Here is a 25635-nt window from a genome sequence, read left to right on the forward strand (position 1 = left end):
TAAAAGTATGAAGTGCTCATGAAATAAAAATCGAGTAAATTACTGTTTTTAATTCTAAGTAGAAATGCAGAAAAAAAGTAGGTGATTTCACCTACTTGTAAAAGTTATTTATTAAACATTCCATCCAAATCGTCGGTCAGAACTCCTTGATAATAATCCTGTAAGAGTTTCTTTTTTGGAGTCGACTTAATCGGCTTTCTATTGCGGTTTGATTTCATATCTTTTCCTGATATGAAATTTCTAAAGGTTTTAGACATGACTTCAAGTATTATTTGTTTTAATATCTTTTTTAACTATTCGACGCTCGACGAATAAAAAAGTCACATCTTATAATTGGTATTGAAATATTATTTAATATTGATATAATGAATGAAATGTCATGGAATAGAGATCTCGGTTTTGTATAATGTTGAAATTTAGTAAATGAAACAAAAAATCCATAACGATTCGACTAAGAATCTTTTGAGTTCTGTTGTTAAAAATGCACCATATGGCATGATAGCAATAGATAACTTTGATCAAATTGTACTTGTAAACGATCAGGCTGTTTCTCTTTTAAAGCTTGATGCAAAACCCAATGAATTAAATGAACTTGTCATTTTTGATCAAATAAAGCATATAGAACAATTGCATCTTAAATTGAATCAAATCGTTGAAAATCAGTATCGCGATTTTAATTTAGAAGCATTACCATTTGATGATAAGTTTTTAAATATTCGAGGCAGAAAAATAGTAGAAGGTTATATTGTTACAATTGAAGATATCACCAGAGATAAAGAGATGGAAATGGTGGCTTTGAACTCGATGTTGGAAGGTCAGGAATTGGAAAGAACAAGAATTGCCAAGGAAATACATGATGGAATTGGTCCAAGTTTATCAACAATTCGTCTTTTATTGGAAAACTTGTCGTCCGAAAATAATCGATTGGATAATGCAAAATTCTCTGGTCAGGTGTCTGAAATTTTAGATATGATTGATTCTCTAACAGGTGATATTAGAGATATTTCTCATCAGTTAATGCCTAAAATTCTGCTCGATTTTGGTATCATCCCAGCACTGGAGAATTTAGTGAATCGAATTAATAGAGCCGAACGAATAAAAATTATTCTATTTCACTCTATTCTTAGTGATCGGTTTCCAGAGTTGATTGAATTAGGATTGTACCGGATATGTCAGGAATTAATCAACAATTCGGTGAAGCATTCATCTGCAACAGAAGTGCAAGTGCAACTCATTGAACACCCTGAAAGCTTAATTTTGATGGTTGAGGATAATGGTAAAGGATTTGATAAAACATCTGTAATGAAGGAGAATCCAGGAGTGGGATTAATTAACGTAGAATCTAGAACCAATGCTTTTGGTGGTAATTTTATTTTAGATACGGCAATATCAAAAGGAGTTACTGCTACAATCGAAATACCTTTAGAAAAATGACAGGAACGAAAATTAAAATCATAATAGCAGATGACCACAAAATGTTCAGGGAAGGAATAAAAGCCCTTCTTCAGAAAGAGAAAATGATTGAAGTTTGTGGTGATGCAGATAATGAGCAGGACATTCTGGAGCTAATCAGTTTATCGCGACCTGATGTTGTTCTGATGGATATTGATATGGGAAAAACCAGCGGAATTGAGTTGACCGAGAAGATTAAGCAATATGATGATAGCATTAATATTCTGGCGGTATCTATGCATGGTGATAAGGAATATGTTGTAAAAATGTTAGAGGCTGGAGCAGTTGGATATATCCTCAAAAATGCAGGCAAGGAGGAGATGTTGAGAGCTGTTAAATGTGTAGCGGTTGGCGATACTTATTTAAGTGGAGAAGTTTCAAAAAGTCTAATGATCGGTAGAAATGAAAAATCCAAAACACTTAAATCAATTTCTTTAACAAAACGAGAGGTAGAAATCTTAAAACTTATTGCGCAAGAATTTTCAAATAGTGAAATCGCATCTCAATTATTTGTTAGTGTAAGAACCGTGGATACCCATCGAAGAAATTTAATGGAAAAATTAGCAGTTAAAAATACTGCTGGTTTGGTTAAATATGCTTTTAGGAATAAACTCGTAGAATAGTTTATTCAGCACTAAAAACTTTTACTAATTTTCCATTATTCATGAATATAGCATTGACCTGTTCCTCTTGATAAGAAAAATTTACTTTATACATGTCATGACCAAGCATTCTCCATTTAACATTGGATGCATTAGGGAAATAGGCCTTAAAAGCTTTAAGAATACTGTTGTTGGGTAAGGTTTTCCAATAAATAAATGAATCTAATAAATCATGATCCAAACTTCTCTTTTTACTCATATCTGTCTTTCTATTTAATTATTAGACGACAAATTAAGATGGAAGTCACATGATATGGCGTTTACTCCTCGGGTCTGGGCAAAAATTCCGCTAGAATTTTAAATTAGGTTCATACATCAAACCAGTAGCTACTCAGGCAACAGGCATTTGTTAGGGGTTTCACCTTTGCTTTAGCTGGGAGGGGAGTATTCGCTCGTGCCTCTCTTTTTTGAGCGTATTACGAACCCAGACCATCACTTTTGTTCTCATCCCTAGGGTTTATTAATAGAAAAAGCACCAAAGTAAAATACATTGATGCTTTTGTTGCGGAGAGGAAGGGATTCGAACCCCCGATACGCTTTTGGCGTATACTCGCTTTCCAGGCGCGAAATTCGTGTTTTCCTACAATTGAAGAATATACTACTTTTAGAAGTGAATTGCTTATAAATGCTGGTTTTATAGTGCTTTAGGTTGCTTTGTTTTTCTTGTTCAAGTAAGAAGAAAATAGTATCTTTCTGATAGAAATGTTTAAACCATGTTTAAACCAGAACTTAACAAGGGATTATATGGCAAAAGTTAAAGCAGTACTTTTTACTTCAAAAAAATTCAAAGATGATACTTTTCCGGTCATGTTAAGGATTACTCATAATAGGAAAGTAAAGTATGTATCAATGAAGATTTCAGTTCCAAAATCACATTGGAATATGAAGGAATCCATACTAGTTACTGAAGTCAAATCAAAAGGACGATTGTATAAAAGAAAGAACCTTGAGATTCAGAGTGAGATTGTAAAGTATAGTGAAGTAATAATGAATTTAGATTCGACAGGAAAATATTATACTGTTGATGACATCATTGCAAAATTAAAAGGAGTAGATTCGGCATTATTTTCGGCCTTCACAGACAACCTAATCCAGGAGCTCCAAAAGCAGGGGAGAGATGGCAATGCCAATGCCTACATTAACACCAAATCCGTCTTTTTAAAGAAAATTGGAAAGAAGGAAATCTCTTTTGATGAGATTGATTATAGGTTATTAAAGAAATTCGAAACCGTATTGGTAAAGGAAGAAGTTAGTATTAATGGAATTTCTTTCTACATGCGTACCATAAGAGCAATTTATAATCGAGCCATCAAAGAAGGAGTTGCCAGGAAAGAAAACTATCCATTCGAAGAGTACAAAATTAAAAACTCCAAAACTCAGAAAAGAGCACTCACAAAAGAAGATCTTATTAAAATTAGAGATGTTGACTTGACGGGAAAGCCTGCCCAGGCAAAAGCCAGAGATTATTTCATGTTTAGTTTTTACTGCATGGGAATGGCATTTGTTGATGTAGCCCATTTAAAAGTGAAAAATGTGGTCAAGGGAAGATTGCATTATTCAAGGCAAAAAACTTCACAACTATATAATTTTGAGTTGGTACCTCCAGCAATGGAGCTAATTTCTAAATACTCAGACCTGAAGAATCCGGAAGATTATATTTTCCCAATAATAGATCCAAAACATCCAGATCCATACAGGTGTTATCGTTCCAGAATGCAGGTAAATAATTATAAGCTAAAAGAAATTCAAAAGTATTTGGAACTACCCTTAAGTTTAACAACTTACGTAGCCCGCCACTCCTGGGCAACCATAGCCAAAAGATCAGGAATTCCAACTGCGGTTATTTCCGAAGGACTTGGCCATACAACAGAAAAAACAACCCAAATCTATCTCGATAGTTTCGAGAATGAAGTTTTAGATGCAGCAAACAGACTAATCACACTTTAGTTTTATCACAAATATTTCTATTAATGGCTTATGATTCAATGCTTGTGAAGCTATTGTTGTTTTCTTCTTTTTGCTGCAGCTTTATAACAAAAATTTGCAATATGTTAGATTTTAGTTAAATTGGTATTAAAATTAATATTTTGCATGATAAGCGAAAAATCCTTTAAATCTCTCAAAAAAGAATTAACGAATTCTTCGGTAGTATTCACAAAAGGAGATGGTGGTTATCAATTTAGTTTCAATAATTATGATGATTTGATATCATACAAATACAAACTGAATCACTTGCATCTTGAATTTGTGGATGAACTGCATACCAACCTCAATGTTTTCTCAGACAGCAATCAAGCTCTGGCATATCTCGATAAACAACTTGAGATTTTTACACTGCTTAAAAAGCAGATAAAAAATGGTTTAAACGATATTCCTTACCATATAAATACCACTGTCACGTCCGGACAAAATCCTTCAATTCAATGTGTCGGAAATGAATTTATTGGAGCGGAATATTTAGTAGGTTTCCTAAAGCACCAGCAAAAAGTCATTAAGGAATCGATTAGAATCATAAAAGCCCTCATACGCAAAAAAAACAATTTGCAGGATGAGGAAGCAAGCCAAATAGATTGGAAAGATCAAATCAAAGACCTTTATCCTTATTTAAGTAAAATCAAGGATCAACTGGAGCAGATTGCATTGCCATCGGAGAAAGTGGAATACCTCAAAAATGCAAAGAGAAACATTGGTGAAGAGTTAAAAGCAAAAGGAATTGATATTCACAATAGTTTGTTTTCTTTCATTATCGACATCCACATTGGCAGCTGCAAGGAAATGTTGCTTCGCGAAAATAATTCAATAAACAGTAATGGAAAACCTCAACTGAAAATATACTGGAATGCTTCTAAAACAGATTTTCTGGAACTTCTTTTTGCCCTAACAAAAATTGGAATAATCACTGATGAGGAAGGTAATCCTATTCCCAGAAACCAGTTGATAGAATACCTTGTAGCAATTTTCAATTTAGATGAAATGAAAGACTTCGAAAGTCGAATTACAAAGCTCATCGACAGAAAGGAACCAGCATCTTTCTTGAAGAAACTTCAGGAAGAAATCGAATTGAGTGCTAAGATGTAATGCATCTTTTTGCTTTCAACTTGTATCCAACTTGAATCTTTTTTGAAGCATTCACAGGTAGAATGATGTAAATTTCAGTTTCCTGATATTTTTTTAAGTCATCCCAATGATGCCATTTTTCTAGCCATCTGGCAATAAATGGCATCATTTTCTAAAAAGACGCTACCATACAAGTTGGATGATTCTATCGCACATCATTTTTAAAATTGTTGTAAACAAATTTGATTACAACATGAGCAACCAAGACGCTACCCTTAAAATGTTTCTCTCCATTAACGAGAAAATTACTTCTATTGAGAAGCAAGTGAGACAACTATCACTCAAAGAAAGAAATCCACTGGGAGATACCTATCTTGATACTGATGAAGTATGCGAACTCCTAAAAATCTGCAAACGAACACTGCAGAAACATCGCGATGAGGCTTCGATAGCCTACATCCAGTTTGGAGGCAAAACCCTCTACAAAAAGACCGACATTCAAGATCTCCTCGAGAAACACTACCAACACGCTATCTCTTAAGGATGCTGAGCGTAGTCGAAGCATTGGATTTTGGGATTTGAATTTTGGAGCTTGAAAATTACTCCTTTATCCTTATTCCTTAGTCTATCTTCCTTTAACCTTTATACTTAATACTTTTTACTTGTGATATCCATGAACATCCCCATCGAGCTTTTGGTCTTTGCACTTTCAAAGCGCAAAGTAAACCAGGTGCGACTCTACCTTTATCTGAAGAGTCAGTGCTCGGGATATCTGCCATGGAACCAGGAAACAATTGAAAAAATCAAGAGAAATCTTTCTATTAAAGAAACCAGGACCATTCACAATAACCTCAATTGGCTATTGAAAAACTCCTGGGTAATAATGAATTCGAAACGAGGAGTCATACGTGTAGTCAGTTATCTTGTACTTTCTAAAAAGCTACAATTCCATTCTGCTACCGGAGCACTTTTTGATACATCACAATTTCATAATTTCCGGCCTTTCATATATGCTGCTGTACTCACATATTATCTCAAGTACAGGCATAGGATAGCAAGACAATCGGAACGAAAAAAAGGGCGTTCCATTACGAATTGTAGCTTCCACGAAATGCCTGCACAATACCTGGCCAGTATTCTCAAACTCGGTAAATCAACTACTACGCGTTACCGACAAAAGGCCTGGGATGCCGGATTTATAAAAATGAAACACCGGTACAAACCACTATATATCCCTCTCGATGAACTCGAGTTTTGTCGCATTTATGGTGATGAGGAAGCCTGGCAACTGGTTATTCACAATAATCAGGTCATGGTCCAGCTTTCCAACGCCATAACCAGCTACGTGCGTCTGCGTACAAAACCCGCATTGAAGAAGTGTATCTACTCCAGGGAAAAAGTGGACCCGTTATAAGAAGGGATCCTAAGGGAAGACTGCGATAGCAGAAATTCCCGCAAGGATCCCGTAGGGAAACGCCACGGCGTGTCCAATTCAAATGGCCGCCAGATTTATCTGGTGCGAAACGTAATTCGTAATTAAAACAATACTCATGAATAATCTTAAACACTACCTTACAAACCTCCACTTCCAAATAAACCTCCTCATCAGCTTCTTTTTGGAAAATAGCTCTTTATTGTCCAACGAGATAATTTCCCTCATGGACAAAACCCAGTTGGAACTCCACGACCTCATGGAAATAAAAGGAGAGTTGGAGAGCAAGTTGAATTGCTTCGAAAACATCGAAACAATTTGCAAGCACCCACGATATTTTAACATCGAAAAGCCATCAGAATTAATTCAATTCTACACTTCAAAAGAATGCTTCAGAAAAAACACCTATGCCTTGAATACATTCCTGGCATATGCTAATTCCTTTGCTCAGGCAATGCACAAATCAAACCTCGAGGTCATTGAAAATTTACCACCCTTGTACCAATCCATTTTGAACCACAGCAGGAAAAATAGGAGAGAAGGATTTAGAGAAGCTTTGGCCAAGATTGTTTACGAACATCCATATCCTGAAATTCTAACTGCAGAGTACATCCGCATCACAACATTAATAGCCGACTTGGCCAAATCTAAAACAGCCCTCAATTATTTCATCTCAACCTTGGAGCAGCAATTTTAATTGGTAGCTGAGCGAAGTCGAAGCTTGAATTCCAACTTTGCTGGTCCCGACCCTTCGGGATTCGACTTTCAAAAACAAGAAAACCTCCCCAAAACAGGGAGGTCCTTTACAACTATTAACTACGGTTAATATTAATTATTTACGACATTAAAGGTAAAGAAAAATTATTTCTGAGTAATAAATTTTTTATGCTTATTCTTTTCTTCTATTCAATTTTACTTAAATTTGATCAACCCAAAAGTAAAACTTAGAAAAAGAATAGCATGAGAGGCAAAACAATCCAAGTCTTCCTTACAGATGGTTCCCCGCGTGGCATCAAACTAGCCGAGATAACCTCTAATATAGAACAAGCAATCTTCATTCCTCGCAGCAAGATGAACGAAGCCTCCAAGAGAAAAGAAGTAAGCCGTCCAGGCATCTATTTTCTTTTTGGCAAAAATGGAGAAGATGCAAAAACATTGGTTTATATCGGACAATCTCGTAATTGCTTAGATCGCATAAAAACCCACGATCAAAAGAAAGACTTCTGGAACTATGCCGTTTTAATTATTTCGAAAACCGAAAGTTTTACCCAAACTCATGTAGAATATCTGGAGGAGCTGGCAATCACAAAAGCTACGGAAGCCAATCGTTATGCATTGGAGAATTCTGTGAATCCAAGAAAATTCAAGGTTCCGGAAACCATGGAAGCCGACTTGCTGGACAATTTTGACACAATCAAAATCTTGCTCTCAACATTAGGATTTCCTCTATTTGACACAATTGAGAAAGAAGAAAAATCCAAAGAGCTATTGTTTTGCAAGGGAAAGGAAGCTCTAGCCGAAGGCGAATACAAAGAAGATGGTTTTGTGGTTTTCAAGGGATCTAAAGCCAATAAAGAACTAGCTCCTGCATGTAATAATTGGATAAAAAAACATAGAGCCAATTTAATTGAGAGAAAGGTGTTATTAGAAAAAAATGGTGTTCTCATTTTTCAAGAGAATGAAATCTTTAACTCACCAAGCTCCGCAGCAACACAAGTGTTAGGTCGTAATGCCAATGGTTGGACAGAATGGAAGGATAAAAAAGGAAAGACACTAGATGAGCTGAAAAGAAAATAAATATAACCTAAAACCAATTCTATAATGGCTTCCGCAATAAAAGATAAGAAATCTATTTCGTTAAGAGTCTGTATGCTTAAATCAAAGTATAAAGGGAAACTTGGCTATCAGAAATTTATGTCCGACGGTTTAGAGTGTACATCATATAAACTAAATCCTAAGTTTGATATTGATGGGATTCTGTTGGTTAAAGAGGCATTCGATACACAACCGAAATGGAAAGAATTTATTCAGGAGGCAGTAGAAGAAGAAATAAAGAGATTGAATTCTAAAAGCTGTTCCGCAGTTCTGTTTGTAAAAAGGAAGAAATATACTTTAGCCTATATATTTGGGTATGGTAGGTTTATGATTGATCCAAAATATTTGGTGACAGATTTCGGAATAAAAACAGCCTTAAATAGTATCGATCATAACAGCCTTCGAAGTGTTGATATGTTTTCATTAGATGAGCAACCCGTTCAAAAAAGAGCTCAAGCAGCACGAAGTGCAGATATGAATGTTTTTGGATTGGATCCTACAAGAGATATTTTAAAATCTGTAACTGGAACTTCAAGAGAAGATGTTTCATTTAGAAACATCACAGGAGGAGATGCTTTTTTTGCATTCAATAGTGATATGAAATTCTCTGATATTGCTAAAATTTCTGACCAACTAATAAAATTGTATAAGAAGGATGATTACAAGGAAAATTTCTCTTGGGTTGATAATTTAAGAAGGTTAAGGAATGAAGGAAAAATAAAAAAGTTGAATGAAGTTGTATTGAAGAATATATTAGAAAAAGATACATCACGTACATTCCTAACACTACCAGAAATTATTTCATGGGACAAAGTTGATGGGTTTTCTTACACTAGAAAAAAAGGTAATATAAATCCATCATTGGATATAAGAGATTACTATGATGCAATTGATGTGGATAGTTATAATGAAGATCGACTTAAAGGAGATAAGGTTTTTGTTCATGAATGTAATTCAACGCCGATGCAATTTTCTTTGTCAAAATGTCTTTATACTGAAATTGAAGAGAAAGAGAATACTTATGTGTTGTTCATGGGAGATTGGTTTGAAGTAGAGAATGATTTTTTAAAAGTAATTGATGAAGAGTTAGCACAAATTAATCAATCTGATTTTCCTTTTTCACCTGTTCACAAATGGAGAGAACATACAAAAAAAGGAGAGGTGATTAAAATTGAAACAGAAGGCGAGTACAATGAACGAGTTTGCAAAGAAACTGGATTTTATCTTTTAGATAAGAAAATGATCAAAACTAAAATGATGTCATCTTCAATTGAGGTTTGCGACATACTTACTCCAAAGAAACAGTTGATTCACGTAAAGCATAAAAAGGGTGGATCTTCTAGTTTGAGTCATTTATTTGCACAAGGGTATGTTTCTGCAGAATCTTTACTTTCAGATAAAGAACTTAGAAAATTGGCTAGAGCTAAGTTAAGAGAAGTTCATGCAGATTCAAATATGATTCCACTAGATAAATTAAAAAGTAGCGAGTATGAAATCAGCTTTTTGATTTTGGGTTATAAATCGAATGAGAATATTGCAACTCGTTTACCTTTTTTTAGCAAAATTAATCTGTTTAGAATCAATAGAACATTACAACAAAAGGGATTTCAGGTTTCTATTGCTGGATGTGGCTATAAAGAAATAGCCAAACAATAAAATAAGTCAATAAATGAACATGGAACAACTGCAAGCTTTTCTTGAAAAAGCAGATATCCCTATAATAAAAGCCAAACCCAAAACCTTTTTGGGGATAGCCAAGCAACCTCATTACGAGAATGTGCTCTCCAATATTTATGCTTTCTTTTTTAAGAAAAGTGAAGAGCATGGATTTACAGATCTATTTATTAAAAGTTTCTTGAATTTAGTGAAAAATAAAAAATCTGATAAATGCTTCTCTTTTGAATATTTCGGAATACATACCGAATTCCCAACAGACGATGGAGGACGCATTGATCTGTTACTCAAAAATGATAGTGAGGCCATTATTATAGAAAATAAGGTTTATCATATTCTAAATAATAAACTGCATGATTATTGGGATACAATTAGAGTGAAAAATAAAATTGGTGTCGTACTATCTCTTAGAAAAATTCCATACACTGGGAATGAGAATTTTATTAACATCACCCATCTGGAGTTAATGGAAGAGGTAATGAGGAATTTGAATATTTATAAAGAACAAGCATCACCGAAATATTTGATTTTTCTGGAAGATCTACATCAAAACATTAAGAACTTAAGTTTGAGTCATATGAAAGTTGAGGAATTAGAACTGTTTTTGCTGAATAAAGACAAAATCAATCAATTGGTTAAATATCGCAGAAATATTCAAGTTCATGTGGAAGATGAAATTGCAAAAGCATGTAAAGAACTAGGTGGTAATTTGAAATTGGCCAAACCAAAAGATAAGAATAGAGGAAAAAGATTGAGATATATGATTTCTCCAAGTCATAAAGATTTAGTGATTACTGTAGTGTATGGAGAATTGCTGAATGAAGTTGGAGGTCAATTGCATCTAATTGTGGAGATGAGAAATAAATTATTAAATGATCGCGAACAATATCGCAACATTCAGTTTCCAGCTATAACAGATGACGTGAGACGAGATGACTTCTTTGAAATTAAGGATCAAAACTACGAACATTTCGCAAGTAAATCTTATGATTTGGGACTGGAAAATTTTCATGATTTAAACTTATTTATCGTACGCAAACTCAAAGAAGATGGTTTGTACTCAGTATATACTCACTTGAATAGCTACATAAAAGAGAGCAGGAAAGAAAAACAAAAAAGAAATCCTCAACCAGTCGAACAATAAGCTCAAATGTTAACTACATTTGTTGTCTGAATTCAAAGAAACACAATATATGACATCTCAAGAAGAACAAAAATTCTTACAAGAACTAGATAAAAAACTCTGGACTGCAGCCGATAAACTGCGTTCAACACTTTCAGCAGCCGAATACAAGCATGCCGTTTTGGGCTTGATATTCGTAAAATACGTAAGCGATGCTTTCCAGAAAAGACGAACCAAACTGGAAGAACAGCTCACAGATCCAAAGCACGAATACTATTTGCCTCGTGAGGATTTTGGTACAGATGAAGAATACCAGGAAGAACTGAATTTCGAATTGGAGGTTAGAGACTACTATACCGAGAAAAATGTATTCTGGGTGCCTGAACGTGCCCGTTGGAGCATGTTGGAAGACAATGCAAAATTGCCTGCTGGTTCCGATCTGCCATGGAAAATAATAAACAGCAAAGGCGAAGAGGTACATGAAAAACTAAGATCGGTGGGGATATTAGTGGACAATGCCCTGGCTGCCATCGAAAAGGACAACCCAAAGCTAAAGGGAATCCTAAACAAAACCTATGCACGTTTAAACTTGGATAACGACAAATTAGGCGATCTAATCTCCCTAATTGGAAGCATTCAACTCGATCACAAATCTTTGTCTTCCAAAGATATTTTAGGTCACGTTTACGAATACTTTTTAGGACAATTTGCCAGCGCCGAAGGAAAAAAAGGTGGTCAGTTCTACACCCCAAAATCAATCGTTAGCCTAATTGTTGAAATGTTGGAACCTTATCAAGGTAGAGTATATGACCCTGCTATGGGATCGGGAGGTTTCTTCGTACAAAGCGAAAAATTCATTAAAGAGTTTGGAGGAAAAATTGACAACATCTCCGTCTACGGACAGGAGTACAACCATACCACCTGGCAATTGGCAGCCATGAACATGGCCATCCGTGGCATCGACTTCAATTTTGGAGCGCAGCCGGCCGATACCATGAACAACGATCTGCACCCCGATTTGCGTGCCGATTACATCATGGCCAATCCCCCTTTTAACATGAAGGAGTGGTGGACAGAAAAACTGGCAAACGATGTACGTTGGAAATACGGTACTCCACCACAAAGCAACGCCAACTTTGCATGGTTGCAGCACATGATTCACCACTTAAGCCCCAATGGCTCCATGGCATTGCTATTGGCCAATGGTTCCATGAGCTCCAACACCAACAGCGAAGGAGAAATTCGAAAAGCAATTATCGAAGCCGATTTGGTAGAATGCATGGTGGCCCTGCCAGGGCAATTGTTCACCAACACGCAAATCCCGGCATGCATCTGGTTCCTGACCAAAAACAAGGATGCCAAAGATAAAAAACGTGCCCGCCACGGCGAAGTACTTTTCATCGATGCTCGCGAAAAAGGATACATGAAAGATCGCGTACTCCGCGACTTCACCTTAGAAGACATCAAAGATATTGCCGACACCTTCCACGCTTGGCAGACTGACCCGGCCCCTGAGCGAAGTCGAAGGGAGCAGAGTCGAAGTGCCAACAGGACCCTGAGCGAAGCCGAAGGGAGCGAAGTCGAAGTGCCTGCCCTGAGCGAAGTCGAAGGGTATGAAGACATCCCAGGCTACTGCAAATCAGCCACCCTCGAAGATATCCGCAAAAACGACCACATCCTCACACCTGGCCGCTACGTGGGGACTGCTGCCCAGGAAGAAGACACGGAACCTTTTGCCGAAAAAATGACACGACTAACAATCGAACTAAAAGAACATTTGGAAGAAGGAAACCGTCTGGAAGCTGAAATTAAAAAACAGTTGGGAGGGCTGGGATATGAGATCTGATTGGCAAACTAAAAGACTGGGAGAAGTTGCAGAAAACATTTCACGTCCTTTTGATTTTAAGAATAAAACTAAGGTTATTTTTATAAATACTGGTGATGTTTTGGAAGGTAAATTATTACATCAAACTTATACTAATGTGAATAAATTACCCGGGCAAGCAAAAAAAGCAATAAAAAAGGGAGATATCTTATATAGTGAAATTAGACCAGGAAATAAGCGGTATTTGCTAGTTGATTTTGAATGTGAGGACTTTGTTGTGTCCACAAAGTTTATGGTTATTAGACCAATTGGAATAACATCTGAATTTTTATATCTAAAATTGATAAGTAATGAAGTAGAAGATGAATTTAAAATGGTAGCAGATTCTAGATCAGGTACATTTCCGCAAATAACATTTGAATCTATTGCTTATTATCCTATTAAATATCCAATTAATAAAATTCAAAAAGCAATAGCAAAGTTAGGATTTGATTTCATTTACAAAATCGCAAACAACAACCGCATCAACCAAACATTGGAACAAATCGCCCAAGCCCTTTTCAAATCGTGGTTTGTAGATTTCGACCCCGTAAAAGCAAAAATACAAGCCAAAGCCCAGGGCAAAGACCCACAATTGGCAGCCATGGAAGCCATCAGTGGAAAAACCGCCGTAGAGACGCAAGGTTTTGCGTCTCCAGAATACGACGAACTTCGAGCCACTGCCGATCTTTTCCCTGATCAATTGGTGGAGAGTGAGTTGGGATTGATGCCAGAGGGATGGATTTTAAAGCCTCTTTATGAAACTGCTGAATATGTAAATGGAGGAGCATTTAAGTCAAAAGATTTTTCAGAATCTAAAGAAGGATTGCCGATTATTAAAATTGCAGAACTAAAATCAGGAATTTCAGCACAGACCAAATATACCTCAAAAGAAATGCCTGAAAAATATAGAATAAACAATGATGATATGCTTTATTCTTGGTCTGGTAGTCCTGAAACATCATTGGAAGTTTTTAAATGGTATGGTGGTCAAGGATGGTTAAACCAACATATTTTCAAAATAAATACAGAAAATATAGAACAAAAAGTATTTGTGTATTATTTACTTAAGTTTCTTAAACCTCAATTGATTCAAATAGCTAAAAATAAGCAAACAACAGGATTAGGTCATGTTACTGTTGCTGATATGAAAAGGATGCAGGTTGTTATGCCCAACGATAGTTCATACCAATTAATTACTGATAATTTTATTTCATTATTTGAACAAGCTTCAAATTGCATGAAACAAAACTCTGTGCTTTCGCTACAACGAGATACATTATTACCCAAATTATTATCTGGCGCAATCACGACTAACCTTTAAGTAGCTATGCAAAACAAATTAATTAAAAATAATGAACATGTAATTTCAAGGGTTGAAGATGTTTTGACAACGGCTCTGAATAGCAATGAAGAGTTTAATAATGATTTTGATGGTGAACAGTCAATTCAATTTAATAGTAAAATACTTGAAAGAGATCCATATTCATTTTCTCCAAGTGAAATTTTATTTTGGGTAGAAAGAGTCTCCTATTGGGATGAATTAGAAAACTATAGAAATGAAGAAATAGAAAGTCAGCATAAAGAGTTGATTTCGTTTCTTTTTAATAGTAACCAAGATACGATATTTGAAGGTCTTGTTGATTCCATAAGGAGGCAACGTATTACCCCTTTTGTCGGAGCTGGTATTTCTAAAGGTTATTCTTATCCATTATGGGGAGAAGCATTAGATAGCATTTATGAGGAATTAAAAGATTTGGGGATTGATGAGTACAATGAGTTAATAAAATCCAATTCCTATCTGGAAGCTGCTCAAGTCTTGTTTGAAAAAGACCCTCAACAATTCAATTATTTTATAAAAAAGAGGTTTGAAATTACAGAAGCTACAAAAAAAGAAATTTGCAAGCCAGGTATACCACAACTTCTAACAAAAATTACAAATGGGGCAGTAATAACCACAAATTACGACAAAATTTTAGAAGTTGTTTTTGAAGCTGAGAATAAACCCTTTCAAGGGTTTATGCATGGTGTGCAGCAAAAGAATCAATTCGTTTCCAAATTAATAAAAGGTGATCGCTGTATCTTAAAACTTCATGGTGATGTTGAATATGAGGACACATATATTTTCTGTAAACAGCAATACGATAATGCATACAATATTGATGAGCGAACAATTGACTTTAAAAAACCTCTTCCAAAAACTTTAAGACAAATATTTATTAGTAACTCTCTATTATTCTTAGGATGTAGTTTAGAACAAGATAGAACATTAGAATTATTTAAGTTTATAAAAGAAGAGGGGCAATTTGAGATACCTGAACACTTTGCTTTATTAGAAAATAAGAATCCTGATAATCGAGCATGGAAAAGAGAAACGGAAAATAGATTATTACCCATTAACATTAGACCGATTTGGTATCCAAAAGGAAAATATAATATGCCAGCAGAAATGTTAGGCTTAGCATTGGATGTAGTTAATGGTAAAGTGGAATTTAAAAAGCCTCAAAAATGATCAACGAAAACCAACTCGAACAAATAACCTTAACCTGGTTTCAGGACACAGGCTACAACTACCTAAACGGAGCCGACATTGCCCCTGAAACAGCAACACCTTATCGAAACGATTTCTCCGAAGTCATTCTTCAAAAGGAATGTTTCCAGGCACTTTCTGCATTGAATACTGAAATCCCCCAAGAGAAAATCGAAGAGGTCATTCACCAAATCAAACACATCGAAGGAATCAACGCCATCCACAAAAACAAGGCATTCCATAAGTTGCTTTTAAATGGTGTAAAAGTGGAATTCCAACGCGATGGTCAGGAGGTGGAAGAAGTGGTTTTTCTAATCGATTTCAATTCCGTTTCAGCCAATCGCTTTTTGGTGGTCAAGCAATTCTCCATTGCAGGCGAAAAGCACACCCGCCGTCCCGATATTGTACTATTCATCAATGGCTTTCCGTTGTCGGTAATCGAATTAAAGAATCCGGCCAACGAGGAAACCGACATTTGGGATGCTTACAACCAATTGCAAACCTACAAGAATGATATAGAAGATCTATTCATCTTCAATCAGGCACTAATTATCTCCGATGGCATCATGGCACGTGTAGGATCTCTAACGGCCAACAAAGAACGTTTTGTACCTTGGCGTACCATCGAAGATGAAGGAGATCGCCCAATCGTGGAGTTCGAATTGGAAAAAGTGGTAAAAGGTTTCTTCAAACCTGAACTCTTTCTCGATTACCTGCGCCATTTCATTCTTTTTGAAAATGGCAATGGCAAATTGATTAAGAAAATTGCGGCTTACCATCAGTTTCATGCAGTTCGTGCAGCGGTAAGGGCAACAATTAAAGCCAGCAATGTAGAAGAACTGGAATTGGCTCAGGAGCCAAGAGCCGATTATGCCAATCGTGTTGAAAAAGGCTGTAAAAAAGCAGGCGTCATTTGGCATACACAGGGCTCAGGTAAAAGCATCTCCATGGTCTGCTATGCAGGGAAATTGGTACAGCAGGCCGAAATGATGAATCCAACCATTGTAGTGGTAACCGATCGCTCCGATCTGGATGGCCAGCTGTACGAAACCTTTTCCCAGTCTGCCGACTTATTAAAAACGGAGCCCGTTCAGGCTACAAGTCGCGAAGACCTGCGCGATATACTGGAAAGTAAAAATTCTGGTGGGATTGTATTTACCACCATTCAAAAATTTGCCTTATACCAGGGCGAAACCAAACACCCATTGCTGAGCAAGCGTCACAACATTGTGGTAATTAGCGATGAGGCACACCGCTCGCAATATGGCGACAAAGCCAAGCTCGATACCAAAACAGGGATTTACAAATACGGCTATTCACAGCACTTGCGCGATGCCCTGAAGAACGCAACCTTCATAGGTTTTACGGGTACACCAATTGCAACAACCGATAAGGATACTCAATCGGTTTTTGGGGAGTACGTAAGCATTTACGACATTCAGGATGCAGTAGACGATGGAGCTACTGTACCGATCTTTTACGAGAGTCGTTTGGCAAAACTCGACATCAACCAGGCACAAATTGAGGAACTCAACAAGGAAGTTGAAGAGGTAATCGAAGACGAAGAGGATTTTGTATCCCGCGAAAACACCAAGAGCAAGTGGGCTGCCCTGGAAAAACTCGTAGGTGCTGATGAAAGAATTCAGGAAGTGGCCGAAGATCTGGTGAAGCACTTCAGGGAAAGAACCAGAATCATCGACGGAAAAGCCATGATTGTCTGCATGAGTCGTGATATCTGCGTTCGCATGTACAACAAAATTGTAGAACTGGCTCCCCATTGGCACAACGATGATCCAATGAAGGGAAAGATTAAGGTCATCATGACCGGTTCCGCTTCCGATAAGGAACTGCTTCAAAAGCACGTCTATTCCAAGAAAGTAAAGAAAGATCTGGAGGGGCGTTTCAAGGATGAAAAGGATGACTTGCAAATCGTAATCGTCCGCGACATGTGGCTAACCGGTTTCGATGCGCCCCCATGCCATACCATGTATGTCGACAAACCCATGAAAGGCCACAACCTAATGCAGGCCATCGCAAGGGTAAATCGTGTGTTCAAGAACAAGCCCGGTGGTTTGGTGGTCGATTATATTGGCATAGCCAATGACCTGAAGCGGGCACTGAAAACCTATACCGATTCCAAAGGAAAAGGATCGCCTACCAACAAGGCACAGGAAGCCTTGGTCGTTTTTCAAGCCAAACTAAGCGCGCTGCGTGATTTGTTTCATGGCTTTGATTACTCCGCTTACAAAGAAAAGCCATTGGAGCTCTTAATTCCTGCGGTAAATCACATTCTGGAGGATACCCAAAATGGAAAAAAACGTTTTCTGGATCTGATGGCGGCAATCAACTCAGCATTGGCTTTATGTGGGACACTCGATGAAGCGAAAGAGAACAGTATCGAAGTGGCCTTTTTCAATGCTGTAAAAGCAACCATCATCAAGCATACCTCTGTTGATCGCAAGCGAGTGGAGGAAGAAAAGAACTCAGCCCTTCAAAAAATATTGGACAATGCAGTTCTTGCCGAAGGAGTAGAAGATATCTTCAGCCTGGCTGGTTTGGAAAAACCCAATATCGGCATTTTATCCGAAGATTTTCTCGATGAGGTCCGCAGGTTAAAGCACAAGAACTTTGCCATTGCCCTTTTGGAAAAATTACTGAAGGACAACATCAAGCACCATGCAAAAGGCAACCTGGTACAGGAAATGAAGTACAGCGATCGTTTACTGGAGTCCCTTCGAAAATACCACAACCGACAAATCGAAACCGCTCAGGTAATCGAGGAGCTGATCGATATGGCCAAGGATTTCCAAAAAGCCATGCAACGTGAGCAGGAATTGGGCTTAAACCCTGATGAAATACGTTTCTACGATGCTTTAGCCAGCAACGAAAGTGCAGTTCGTGCACTCCACGAAGAAACACTAAAAAACATTGCCGTCGAGCTTACCGAAAAATTGCGAAACAGCACAACGGTCGATTGGCAAGTCCGCGACAGCGTCCGCGCTAAAATCCGCAATATGGTTCGCCGCCTGCTTCGCCGCTACAAATATCCACCCGATAAAGCACCCGAAGCAATCGAATTAATATTAAAACAAGCCGAAGTTTTGGCTGAGGATTGGACTGTATAAAAAGACTATGGAAATAATTTATTGGATATTATTAATTGTAGCGATTGTATTAAGTGCAATAGCCATTTGGCCTTATTTAAAAATAACAACGAGAAATTCAAAAAAATGGATTGCAGGAAGTGCCATTTTTTGTTGGTGTATTCTTTTAATTGTTTTGTTCATAAGTTCTACAGGTAATTCAATTACCTGGAATATTAATACTGGTGTGTGGTCGCAATTTGGCTCTTTTATAGGTGCATTTCTTCTTGCGGGTACATTACTATTTCAAATTCGCTCCTTTCGTCGTCAACAAATAGAGGCCAAATTCTTTGAAATGATCAAGTATTATCGTGAGAATGTAAAAGAGATGAGATATCGAAATCCTTTCTATTACGATGAAAATGGTCGTAAACCGGAAGAGGAGGTTGTTACAGGGAGGAGAGCAATTAAAACCATTTTTGATCAGTATAAGGTTGCGAGGAGGTTATGCCATACCGTTATTAAGGTTGACCCATACATCAATTGTGATAGTAATGATTTAAAGATAAAAAGAGCCTTATACAATGAAAAAGAATACAATCAATTTAAAAATTCTAAAGGTGAATACTTAGAGTTTAAATTTGACGTATGGCAAGAGAAATACAATTTAAATGAAATTGCCTATCATATAATGTTTTGGGGAATTCCTTTGGATGTTGAAGATGAACTAAGAAACTATATCGATAATTTAATTACAGGGTATAAGCCAAAACTTTTTGAGGTTTTAGAAAATCAAAAGAATACAAATAAAAGTATCTACTTTATAATAAAGAAAATTGTAACAGTATGGGAAAGCTCAAATAAAATTAGTCATTCTAAAAATTTGAAAAGTAAAGATGATTTTAAATTAAAAGAGCTTATAGATAATAATGCAAAAGGTAAAGTGAAATTTTTCGGTGGTCATCAATATCATCTTGGACATTACTTTAGACATTTATATCAAGCCGTAAAGTATATAGACGGACAACCGATATGGTTATTGTCACTGGACGACAAGAAAGATATGATAAAAACACTTAGAGCTCAGATGTCAAATTATGAACAGGCATTACTTTTTATTAATTCCCTTACCAAACTTGGGAGGAATTGGGAATATGAGCGTCAAGGTGAAGGGTTAATTTCGAAATATAATCTAATTAAGAATCTACCAGAAAATTTTATTCCATATATGAGACCTCAGTATTATTATCCTAAAGTTGATTTTGAATGGTATAAAGGTATTAGTGATAACTCTAAAAAAAAAACGCCACACAAGATTGATATGAGCTTTGACGATAAAATTAAACTATGGACAGAGGATATTTCTTTCTTGGGCTTAATATGGAAAAAGTATAGGTGGGATTGGCAATTAATAATTTATAGTTCTAATATATTTTCTGCTATATTGCTGTTTATCTGGACTAATAACAGCGATAATGTAAATTATTGGTGGTTATTGTTGCCCTGCTTAGGTTCTTTTGTTTTTTCAGTATTTTACTCCAGAAAGAAAACAGCAAAAGTAATAAAGAACGAATATAGCGAAATTCTTATATCAGATAAGAAGTGGTCTCAGCAAACGATTCGACTTATTAAAAGAGGTGTATTAAAAAAGAGAATTGGAGAGAGGTTAGACAATGCTGAATTTGTGCAGTTCTTCATTGATACCTTGGATAGAAGAAATAGCTATAAAAAATATTCTTACCCATTTATTATAATGGTAACAAGTTCTATTGTTAGTATTATCGTAACATCTTTTTATAATGCAATATTAGATACAGCCAAATCCTTGGATGGATTAATGTTGGGTGTGTTTGTTTTTTTTGCGCTACTCATTTTAGTTGGATTTTCATTGATGCTTGATAATACTTTGAAGGGGATATGGTTAATATTGAGGAGCAAAAATCAACAATTGATTTATTGCTTAGAGGACCTATTAGAAGAACTAAAATTTGGTAAAAAATGAGTGTAACATTACAAGTATTAATTATTATTATTTCTTCTGGAGGCTTTTCATCTCTACTTTATTTTATATTTCAACGTTGGTATCAAAAACAACTAGATAAAAATCTTGAAACTCACAAAGGTGATATCAGGAAAGAAATTGACACCCAATTAGAATCTCATAAGGGCGATATTCAAAAGGATCTGGAACATTTAAAAGATTCCTACATCAAAGAAAATTTGGAATCAACTCGCTTCGTTGAGGTGATATGCCGTCAAAGAATCACATGGCTAGATCAGCTTCGCGAGGATATTACAGAAATAGTTTCCAAAACTCATTTGTTTGTTGAAATATCACAAAAACATTTGCAAGAGTTGGGTGTGAATGTATTAGCAAAAGGAATTGAAATGTTTCAGGATGAAAAATTTTCTGCAGGGGATGCAGGTAATGTCATAAACACTTCCATAAATAATACAAAAGAAAGCCTTCCAATAAAAACAGAGGTTGTAGCGGCAATTACAAGATTGAAATTAAAACTCAATCCACTTCAAGATTTTTTCGTTATCGAATTGTTGGATTCACTTAGAGATTTAATTGAATACCCAACAGATAATAGCACGAAAATATCTGTAAACTTAAATCAGCTGCAAACTGAAGGACAAAATTTAATAAAGCATGAATGGAAGCGTGTCAAAAAAGAAGTGAAAATCGGAAAAGAAACCAAATCCACATCGTATTACAAGCCTCAATCACCATCAAAACCTATTGACTTGGACCCTTCCGAATTTCCTAAAATAAATACCAATTAAATCCAAGTTTATACCTTAATTATCTTATAGAAATTGGTTGGCACTTTTGTGCCAACCAATTCTAATTAAGCTCTTATTCTAGCTCAAATCAACAATACCTGCTGAAGGAGCATTTACTTTTACCGACGCAATTCCATTTTCCCTTGCCTGACTTGTTGTATAACTTTCACTTCTACCAATAATTTCGCCATTAGCGGCCTTTAAGTTAAAAGTATAGGTTATCCCATTTTTGCGCTCATAGCGCGAATCATAGGGTGAATTTACTTTTACCGAGGCAATCCCATTTTGGCATCCCTGTTTTGTTGTATAGCCTTCGCTGGCTAATATGATTTGTCCATTACTTGCTTTCAATCTAAAGTAGTACTGAAAGTCTCGTGGACTTTTGAAAATCTCAAATTTTGAACTCATTTCAACTGAATTTAAATTAATAATTGAAGCAGAATAATTATTCAACTTCCTCGTAAATCAAATTAATGAGGATGTCCAAAAAGTTCAATATTATTGTCATTCTGAGTTTAGCGAAGAATCTGTCCCTTTGATACACAGATGTTTCACTTCATTCAATATGACATTATTTTCGATTGAACTTACTCTTTGGACACCCTCATTGGTTTGTTATGGTCTATAATTAGTACCATTACACTTTGGACATGGAGGCAATGTATCAGAGTGGTCATCTAATACAACCTTTTGTCCGCATTTAGTACATGTATACGTACCTTTTCCTGGTTTTTCACCTGTGCTTGACATATTCTAAAAATTTAGATTTTTAAATAGTAAAGTGGCTTACTTCAAGCAATTGCGATTTCTTTTTTGTTATTCAGTTGAAAATGATATTTTTGCATCGCGAAATTTAAAAAGTCATTTATGACTAAACAGCAGACCTACACAATTTTTTCGGTCTGCTGTCTTTGTTCAAATGCCTTGCCATTAACCTTCATATTACTATTTTTTAAACTTTACTTTGACCAATATTAGGTAATGTGATGCAATCGTTTGGTAAAATTATGTCAAGATAACATTTGCATTGATTGCTCTTTTGTCACTATGAAACTGACAGTGTATGTCATTATTTCTTGTTGGATATTAAGGTGTTAAAGTCTTTTGAAATAAATAGAGCTTTGTGTTATTCCATTAACCTTCATGCTCTCACTCAAAGGGAGGGTATGAATATTTCCTGAACTTTCCCATTTTCAAATTCAATAAATAGCCATAAATTAGAACTACTAAATCTAATACAGCTATGAACACCCCCGATAGCGCGAGTTTTATCAACTCGTGCTCTGCGTATGCAGAAAACTCTTTTCCATAAGAATTATAATTCCTTCAACTTTCCTAAATTGACTACTCCAGCCGGATACTCGATTCCTATCGCCTACCTCAAACCCCAGATCTCAAAACATCCTCCCTTGGCTCAACTCCTCATAAACAAACTGATCTTGAGCACTAGCCTCATTTGCCAACTTCCTCTGAACCGTATAGGCAAACATCTCATCCTCCTCAATAGGAAGTTTCAACAAATCCATAATCTCATTTTTCGATTCAGCCTTAAGCCAGGCATCTTCATTTTCGACAGGTAAAATAAGAGGCATTCTTTTCTTGGTATTATGAATTTTCGCCATCAAGCCATTGGCTTCAGTCGTGATGATCGAATAGCTTTTCACAAGTTCTTTGCTTTCTGGATTCTCCCACAAATCCCAAATCCCTGCAAAAGCAAAAGAGACTTCATTTTTCAGACCAATGAAATATGGATACTTGTTTTTGCCAACATGCTGCCATTCATAAAAGCCATCCGCTAAAATCAAACACCGTTGACTGGCAATCGCTTTCTTAAAAGAAGGCTTTTCAAAAATCGTTTCACTTCTGGCGTTCAGCGTATATTTTCGCATACTCTTATCCTTTGCCCATGCCGGTATCAAACCCCAGGCAGCCAATCCAATCTCCTCAGGTTGATCATTGCAAACAACTGGCATCAGTGGAAACTCAAAGCCACTTTTATAAAAATGTCGCTCAAACAATTTCGGCTCCCGCATTTTTCTGGCAAATCGCTCTGCCAACTTACTCGATGAATATCCATAGCACATACCTAAATGTACAAATTTCCCAGCTCCCACAAATTTGTAATTTGCGAGCTTAGAGTTAAGGATTTTGAATCCTGAGAGGAAGAGTTTTATTTTAACCTAATCACCTTCACACCTACATCATCCAAAACAAAATCCACAACAATACCCCTCTGTTTCATGCGTTCAAAAAAAGGAATGTCAACAGTTTCTTTTGTATAAATAACTCCATCAGCATAAGGTTCACCATATCTTAAAGCATAAGTTTCATAAGTATTCCTTGGAACCTCTTTCAACTTCAATACATCCTCTCTGGGTGCCAAATACAACACACCTTCATCATCTCTAAATTCGATACATCGCTTCATCGTTCCATCAACAGATCGATAGTTTGCTGCGGAGCAAACAACATACTTTTCAAAATCGATATCCGATCTTTCCATCTCCCAGTTCATACCTCAATTTTTGCTTGAATAAACTGCAAGATACAGCAAAAAAGATGTTCATTCCTTGGGCTGAGACAAAAAGTAACATGTAGTTTTCTACAGAAATCATTAAATATCTTCTTAACTTCTTCAAAGCAAAACAGAAAAACATTTTAAGCTATGGAAGAAGATAAGCTCTATACAGAATTGAAACAGCTAAGATATTTATTGGCAAAAGTTGTAGGAACTCAAGATTTACCAAAGCGTGATCAGTTCTCAAAGGAAGCAGTAAAAAAAGCAGCTTCAGAATTTCGTAAACTACAAACCCAAAGAGGAGAGTGGGTTCCGGAAGATGACATTTCAAAAATTATCAGAACTGCAGGATATCATCGTCCTGGCAGATTTATTATTGAAAAATTCAATTTTAAAAACTACTTCATCCGGGCTAGGACTTATTACTTTAGTCGAAATGACCTTGTTGCCTTGAACAAGGAATTAAAAGCCAGGAAAATCAATCTTGGGCTATACATGGATTTGGAGGAAGACAAAGAGAAATTTCACAAGTACCTCACTGATTTAAGACAGGGTAAAAAGAGACGCCCTCGCTTTAAAATTCCCGAGAATCTTACAGATATCACAAGTGAACCATACAACCATCCACCCAAGGAGAAAGTCCTAAAACATATCGATTCATTAATGGAAGAATACGAAAGTTTTAAGCTCAATGAATTCATAGATATATTCCAAGATGACTATGCCAGGGTAAAGCATATCTATTACTTTGACAGATACATTGAACCAGTTAAAAGAAAGCAATGTGACAAATGGTGTTTCGAATTCAACTATGCACAAACCGCTTTGAAAGAAATTAAGAAAATTAGGAGCCAGGTGATTTATTGATCTGTAAGAGAGGAATTATTGAATAGAATAGGAAATAAGGTGTTATTCCTCCGATATCCATACAATTCTAAATTCATCACAAAATGAAAATGTATTGATTATACCCGTACGGGTATAATCAATGCTAAATATATTTAATTTATACCCGATCGGGTATAATTACAATAAAAAGAACTATATTTATACCCGTACGGGTATAATGTTATTTTTTAATATGGAAGTATCACAATTTCTAAAAGAAAAAAGAAAGCTACTCAAGCTTACACAGCAAGATGTAGCCGACAAAGCAGGTGTAGGAATTCGATTCATTCGAGAATTGGAACAAGGCAAAGAAACTTTACAGATGGATAAGGTCAATCAAGTATTGCAATTATTCGGATTCAAGTTAGGACCAATATCTCTAAAAAAATAAGGAAGGATGAGAAAAGCAAAAGTATACATGCACAAGATATGGGCAGGAACCATTATCGAAAATGAGGAAGGATTCACATTTTATTACGAGAACGATTATTTAAAATCGGAAAAGCCTGAAGCCATAAGTCTTACTTTGCCAATCACAGATATTCCCTATAATAGTAAAACCATGTTCCCCTTTTTCGATGGCTTAATACCGGAAGGTTGGCTTCTCGACATTGCTGAAGAAAATTGGAAACTACGGGAATCAGACCGTATGGGCTTACTAATGGCCTGCTGTAAAGACTGTATCGGTGCTGTAAGTATCATCGCCGAAACAACCGATAACCAATAACTGAAAACCGACAACAACCA

25 protein-coding genes are annotated in these 25635 nt (G+C 36.2%); 19 read left to right on the forward strand and 6 right to left on the reverse strand.

The window, feature by feature from the left end:
- Positions 1-104: 104 nt before the first annotated feature.
- Entirely contained in the window at positions 105-257 is a 153-nt protein-coding gene (locus M0051_RS08790; RefSeq protein WP_306741163.1) for a hypothetical protein, read from the reverse strand.
- 166 nt (positions 258-423) lie between these two features.
- On the opposite strand from M0051_RS08790, the gene M0051_RS08795 reads away from it, so the two are divergent.
- Positions 424-1434, forward strand: coding sequence for an ATP-binding protein (locus tag M0051_RS08795; protein WP_306741164.1), 1011 nt, complete (start codon positions 424-426; stop codon positions 1432-1434).
- Complete coding sequence (locus M0051_RS08800) at positions 1431-2075, forward strand: response regulator transcription factor (protein WP_306741165.1); 645 nt, start codon at positions 1431-1433, stop codon at positions 2073-2075. The genes M0051_RS08795 and M0051_RS08800 overlap by 4 nt, the downstream gene beginning before the upstream one ends.
- A gap of 1 nt (position 2076) precedes the next feature.
- Here the strand turns inward: M0051_RS08800 and M0051_RS08805 are convergent, their stop codons facing one another.
- The gene (locus M0051_RS08805) at positions 2077-2313 is read right to left on the reverse strand and encodes a hypothetical protein (RefSeq protein WP_306741166.1); all 237 of its coding nucleotides are present in this window, start codon (positions 2311-2313) and stop codon (positions 2077-2079) included.
- Positions 2314-2858: 545 nt separating this feature from the next.
- Here M0051_RS08805 and M0051_RS08810 point away from each other — a divergent pair.
- The 14 genes from M0051_RS08810 (at position 2859) to M0051_RS08875 (ending at position 21482) form a co-directional block, all read left to right on the forward strand.
- The gene (locus M0051_RS08810) at positions 2859-4061 is read left to right on the forward strand and encodes a site-specific integrase (RefSeq protein WP_306741167.1); all 1203 of its coding nucleotides are present in this window, start codon (positions 2859-2861) and stop codon (positions 4059-4061) included.
- A 144-nt stretch (positions 4062-4205) separates the two neighbouring features.
- Positions 4206-5192 carry an RteC domain-containing protein gene (locus M0051_RS08815; RefSeq protein WP_306741168.1) on the forward strand — a complete coding sequence of 329 codons (987 nt, stop codon included), beginning with the start codon at positions 4206-4208 and terminating at the stop codon, positions 5190-5192.
- A 232-nt stretch (positions 5193-5424) separates the two neighbouring features.
- Positions 5425-5712 carry a helix-turn-helix domain-containing protein gene (locus M0051_RS08820; protein WP_306741169.1) on the forward strand — a complete coding sequence of 96 codons (288 nt, stop codon included), beginning with the start codon at positions 5425-5427 and terminating at the stop codon, positions 5710-5712.
- Positions 5713-5844: 132 nt separating this feature from the next.
- A complete protein-coding gene (locus M0051_RS08825; RefSeq protein ID WP_306741170.1) occupies positions 5845-6585 on the forward strand; it encodes a hypothetical protein in 741 nt (246 codons plus the stop codon).
- A 277-nt stretch (positions 6586-6862) separates the two neighbouring features.
- Complete coding sequence (locus M0051_RS08830) at positions 6863-7300, forward strand: hypothetical protein (RefSeq protein WP_306741171.1); 438 nt, start codon at positions 6863-6865, stop codon at positions 7298-7300.
- Between the two features lie 263 nt (positions 7301-7563).
- Positions 7564-8400, forward strand: coding sequence for a GIY-YIG nuclease family protein (locus tag M0051_RS08835; protein WP_306741172.1), 837 nt, complete (start codon positions 7564-7566; stop codon positions 8398-8400).
- A gap of 24 nt (positions 8401-8424) precedes the next feature.
- Positions 8425-10074: a TIGR04141 family sporadically distributed protein gene (locus tag M0051_RS08840; RefSeq protein ID WP_306741173.1), complete on the forward strand. Its 1650-nt coding sequence runs from the start codon at positions 8425-8427 to the stop codon at positions 10072-10074.
- 13 nt (positions 10075-10087) lie between these two features.
- A complete protein-coding gene (locus tag M0051_RS08845) occupies positions 10088-11236 on the forward strand; it encodes a PD-(D/E)XK nuclease family protein (protein ID WP_306741174.1) in 1149 nt (382 codons plus the stop codon).
- A gap of 49 nt (positions 11237-11285) precedes the next feature.
- Positions 11286-13061, forward strand: coding sequence for a type I restriction-modification system subunit M (locus tag M0051_RS08850; protein WP_306741175.1), 1776 nt, complete (start codon positions 11286-11288; stop codon positions 13059-13061).
- Positions 13051-14403: a restriction endonuclease subunit S gene (locus M0051_RS08855; protein WP_306741176.1), complete on the forward strand. Its 1353-nt coding sequence runs from the start codon at positions 13051-13053 to the stop codon at positions 14401-14403. The genes M0051_RS08850 and M0051_RS08855 overlap by 11 nt, the downstream gene beginning before the upstream one ends.
- Positions 14404-14409: 6 nt before the next feature.
- Positions 14410-15591, forward strand: coding sequence for an SIR2 family protein (locus tag M0051_RS08860; RefSeq protein ID WP_306741177.1), 1182 nt, complete (start codon positions 14410-14412; stop codon positions 15589-15591).
- The gene (locus M0051_RS08865) at positions 15588-18734 is read left to right on the forward strand and encodes a type I restriction endonuclease subunit R (RefSeq protein WP_306741178.1); all 3147 of its coding nucleotides are present in this window, start codon (positions 15588-15590) and stop codon (positions 18732-18734) included. The genes M0051_RS08860 and M0051_RS08865 overlap by 4 nt, the downstream gene beginning before the upstream one ends.
- A 7-nt stretch (positions 18735-18741) precedes the next feature.
- The gene (locus M0051_RS08870; protein ID WP_306741179.1) at positions 18742-20694 is read left to right on the forward strand and encodes a putative phage abortive infection protein; all 1953 of its coding nucleotides are present in this window, start codon (positions 18742-18744) and stop codon (positions 20692-20694) included.
- Positions 20691-21482: a hypothetical protein gene (locus M0051_RS08875; protein WP_306741180.1), complete on the forward strand. Its 792-nt coding sequence runs from the start codon at positions 20691-20693 to the stop codon at positions 21480-21482. The genes M0051_RS08870 and M0051_RS08875 overlap by 4 nt, the downstream gene beginning before the upstream one ends.
- 78 nt (positions 21483-21560) lie before the next feature.
- Here M0051_RS08875 and M0051_RS08880 read toward each other — a convergent pair whose 3' ends face one another.
- The 4 genes from M0051_RS08880 to M0051_RS08890 form a co-directional block, all read right to left on the reverse strand.
- Entirely contained in the window at positions 21561-21890 is a 330-nt protein-coding gene (locus tag M0051_RS08880; protein ID WP_306741181.1) for a YegP family protein, read from the reverse strand.
- Between the two features lie 207 nt (positions 21891-22097).
- Positions 22098-22232, reverse strand: a complete 135-nt coding sequence (locus M0051_RS19770) for a rubredoxin-like protein (protein WP_083464573.1) — start codon at positions 22230-22232, stop codon at positions 22098-22100.
- Positions 22233-22876: 644 nt separating this feature from the next.
- Positions 22877-23596 carry an SOS response-associated peptidase gene (locus tag M0051_RS08885; protein ID WP_306741182.1) on the reverse strand — a complete coding sequence of 240 codons (720 nt, stop codon included), beginning with the start codon at positions 23594-23596 and terminating at the stop codon, positions 22877-22879.
- 56 nt (positions 23597-23652) lie between these two features.
- Positions 23653-23997: a hypothetical protein gene (locus M0051_RS08890; RefSeq protein ID WP_306741183.1), complete on the reverse strand. Its 345-nt coding sequence runs from the start codon at positions 23995-23997 to the stop codon at positions 23653-23655.
- Positions 23998-24147: 150 nt separating this feature from the next.
- Between M0051_RS08890 and M0051_RS08895 the strand changes: the two genes are divergently transcribed.
- The 3 genes from M0051_RS08895 (at position 24148) to M0051_RS08905 (ending at position 25615) form a co-directional block, all read left to right on the forward strand.
- Entirely contained in the window at positions 24148-24867 is a 720-nt protein-coding gene (locus M0051_RS08895) for a hypothetical protein (protein WP_306741184.1), read from the forward strand.
- 214 nt (positions 24868-25081) lie between these two features.
- Positions 25082-25279 carry a type II toxin-antitoxin system Y4mF family antitoxin gene (locus M0051_RS08900; RefSeq protein WP_306741185.1) on the forward strand — a complete coding sequence of 66 codons (198 nt, stop codon included), beginning with the start codon at positions 25082-25084 and terminating at the stop codon, positions 25277-25279.
- Between the two features lie 6 nt (positions 25280-25285).
- A complete protein-coding gene (locus tag M0051_RS08905) occupies positions 25286-25615 on the forward strand; it encodes a HipA N-terminal domain-containing protein (RefSeq protein ID WP_306741186.1) in 330 nt (109 codons plus the stop codon).
- Positions 25616-25635 lie beyond the last annotated feature (20 nt).

Origin of the sequence: Marinifilum sp. D714, assembly GCF_030851345.1 — a bacterium.
In the GTDB taxonomy this organism is placed as follows: domain Bacteria; phylum Bacteroidota; class Bacteroidia; order Bacteroidales; family Marinifilaceae; genus Marinifilum.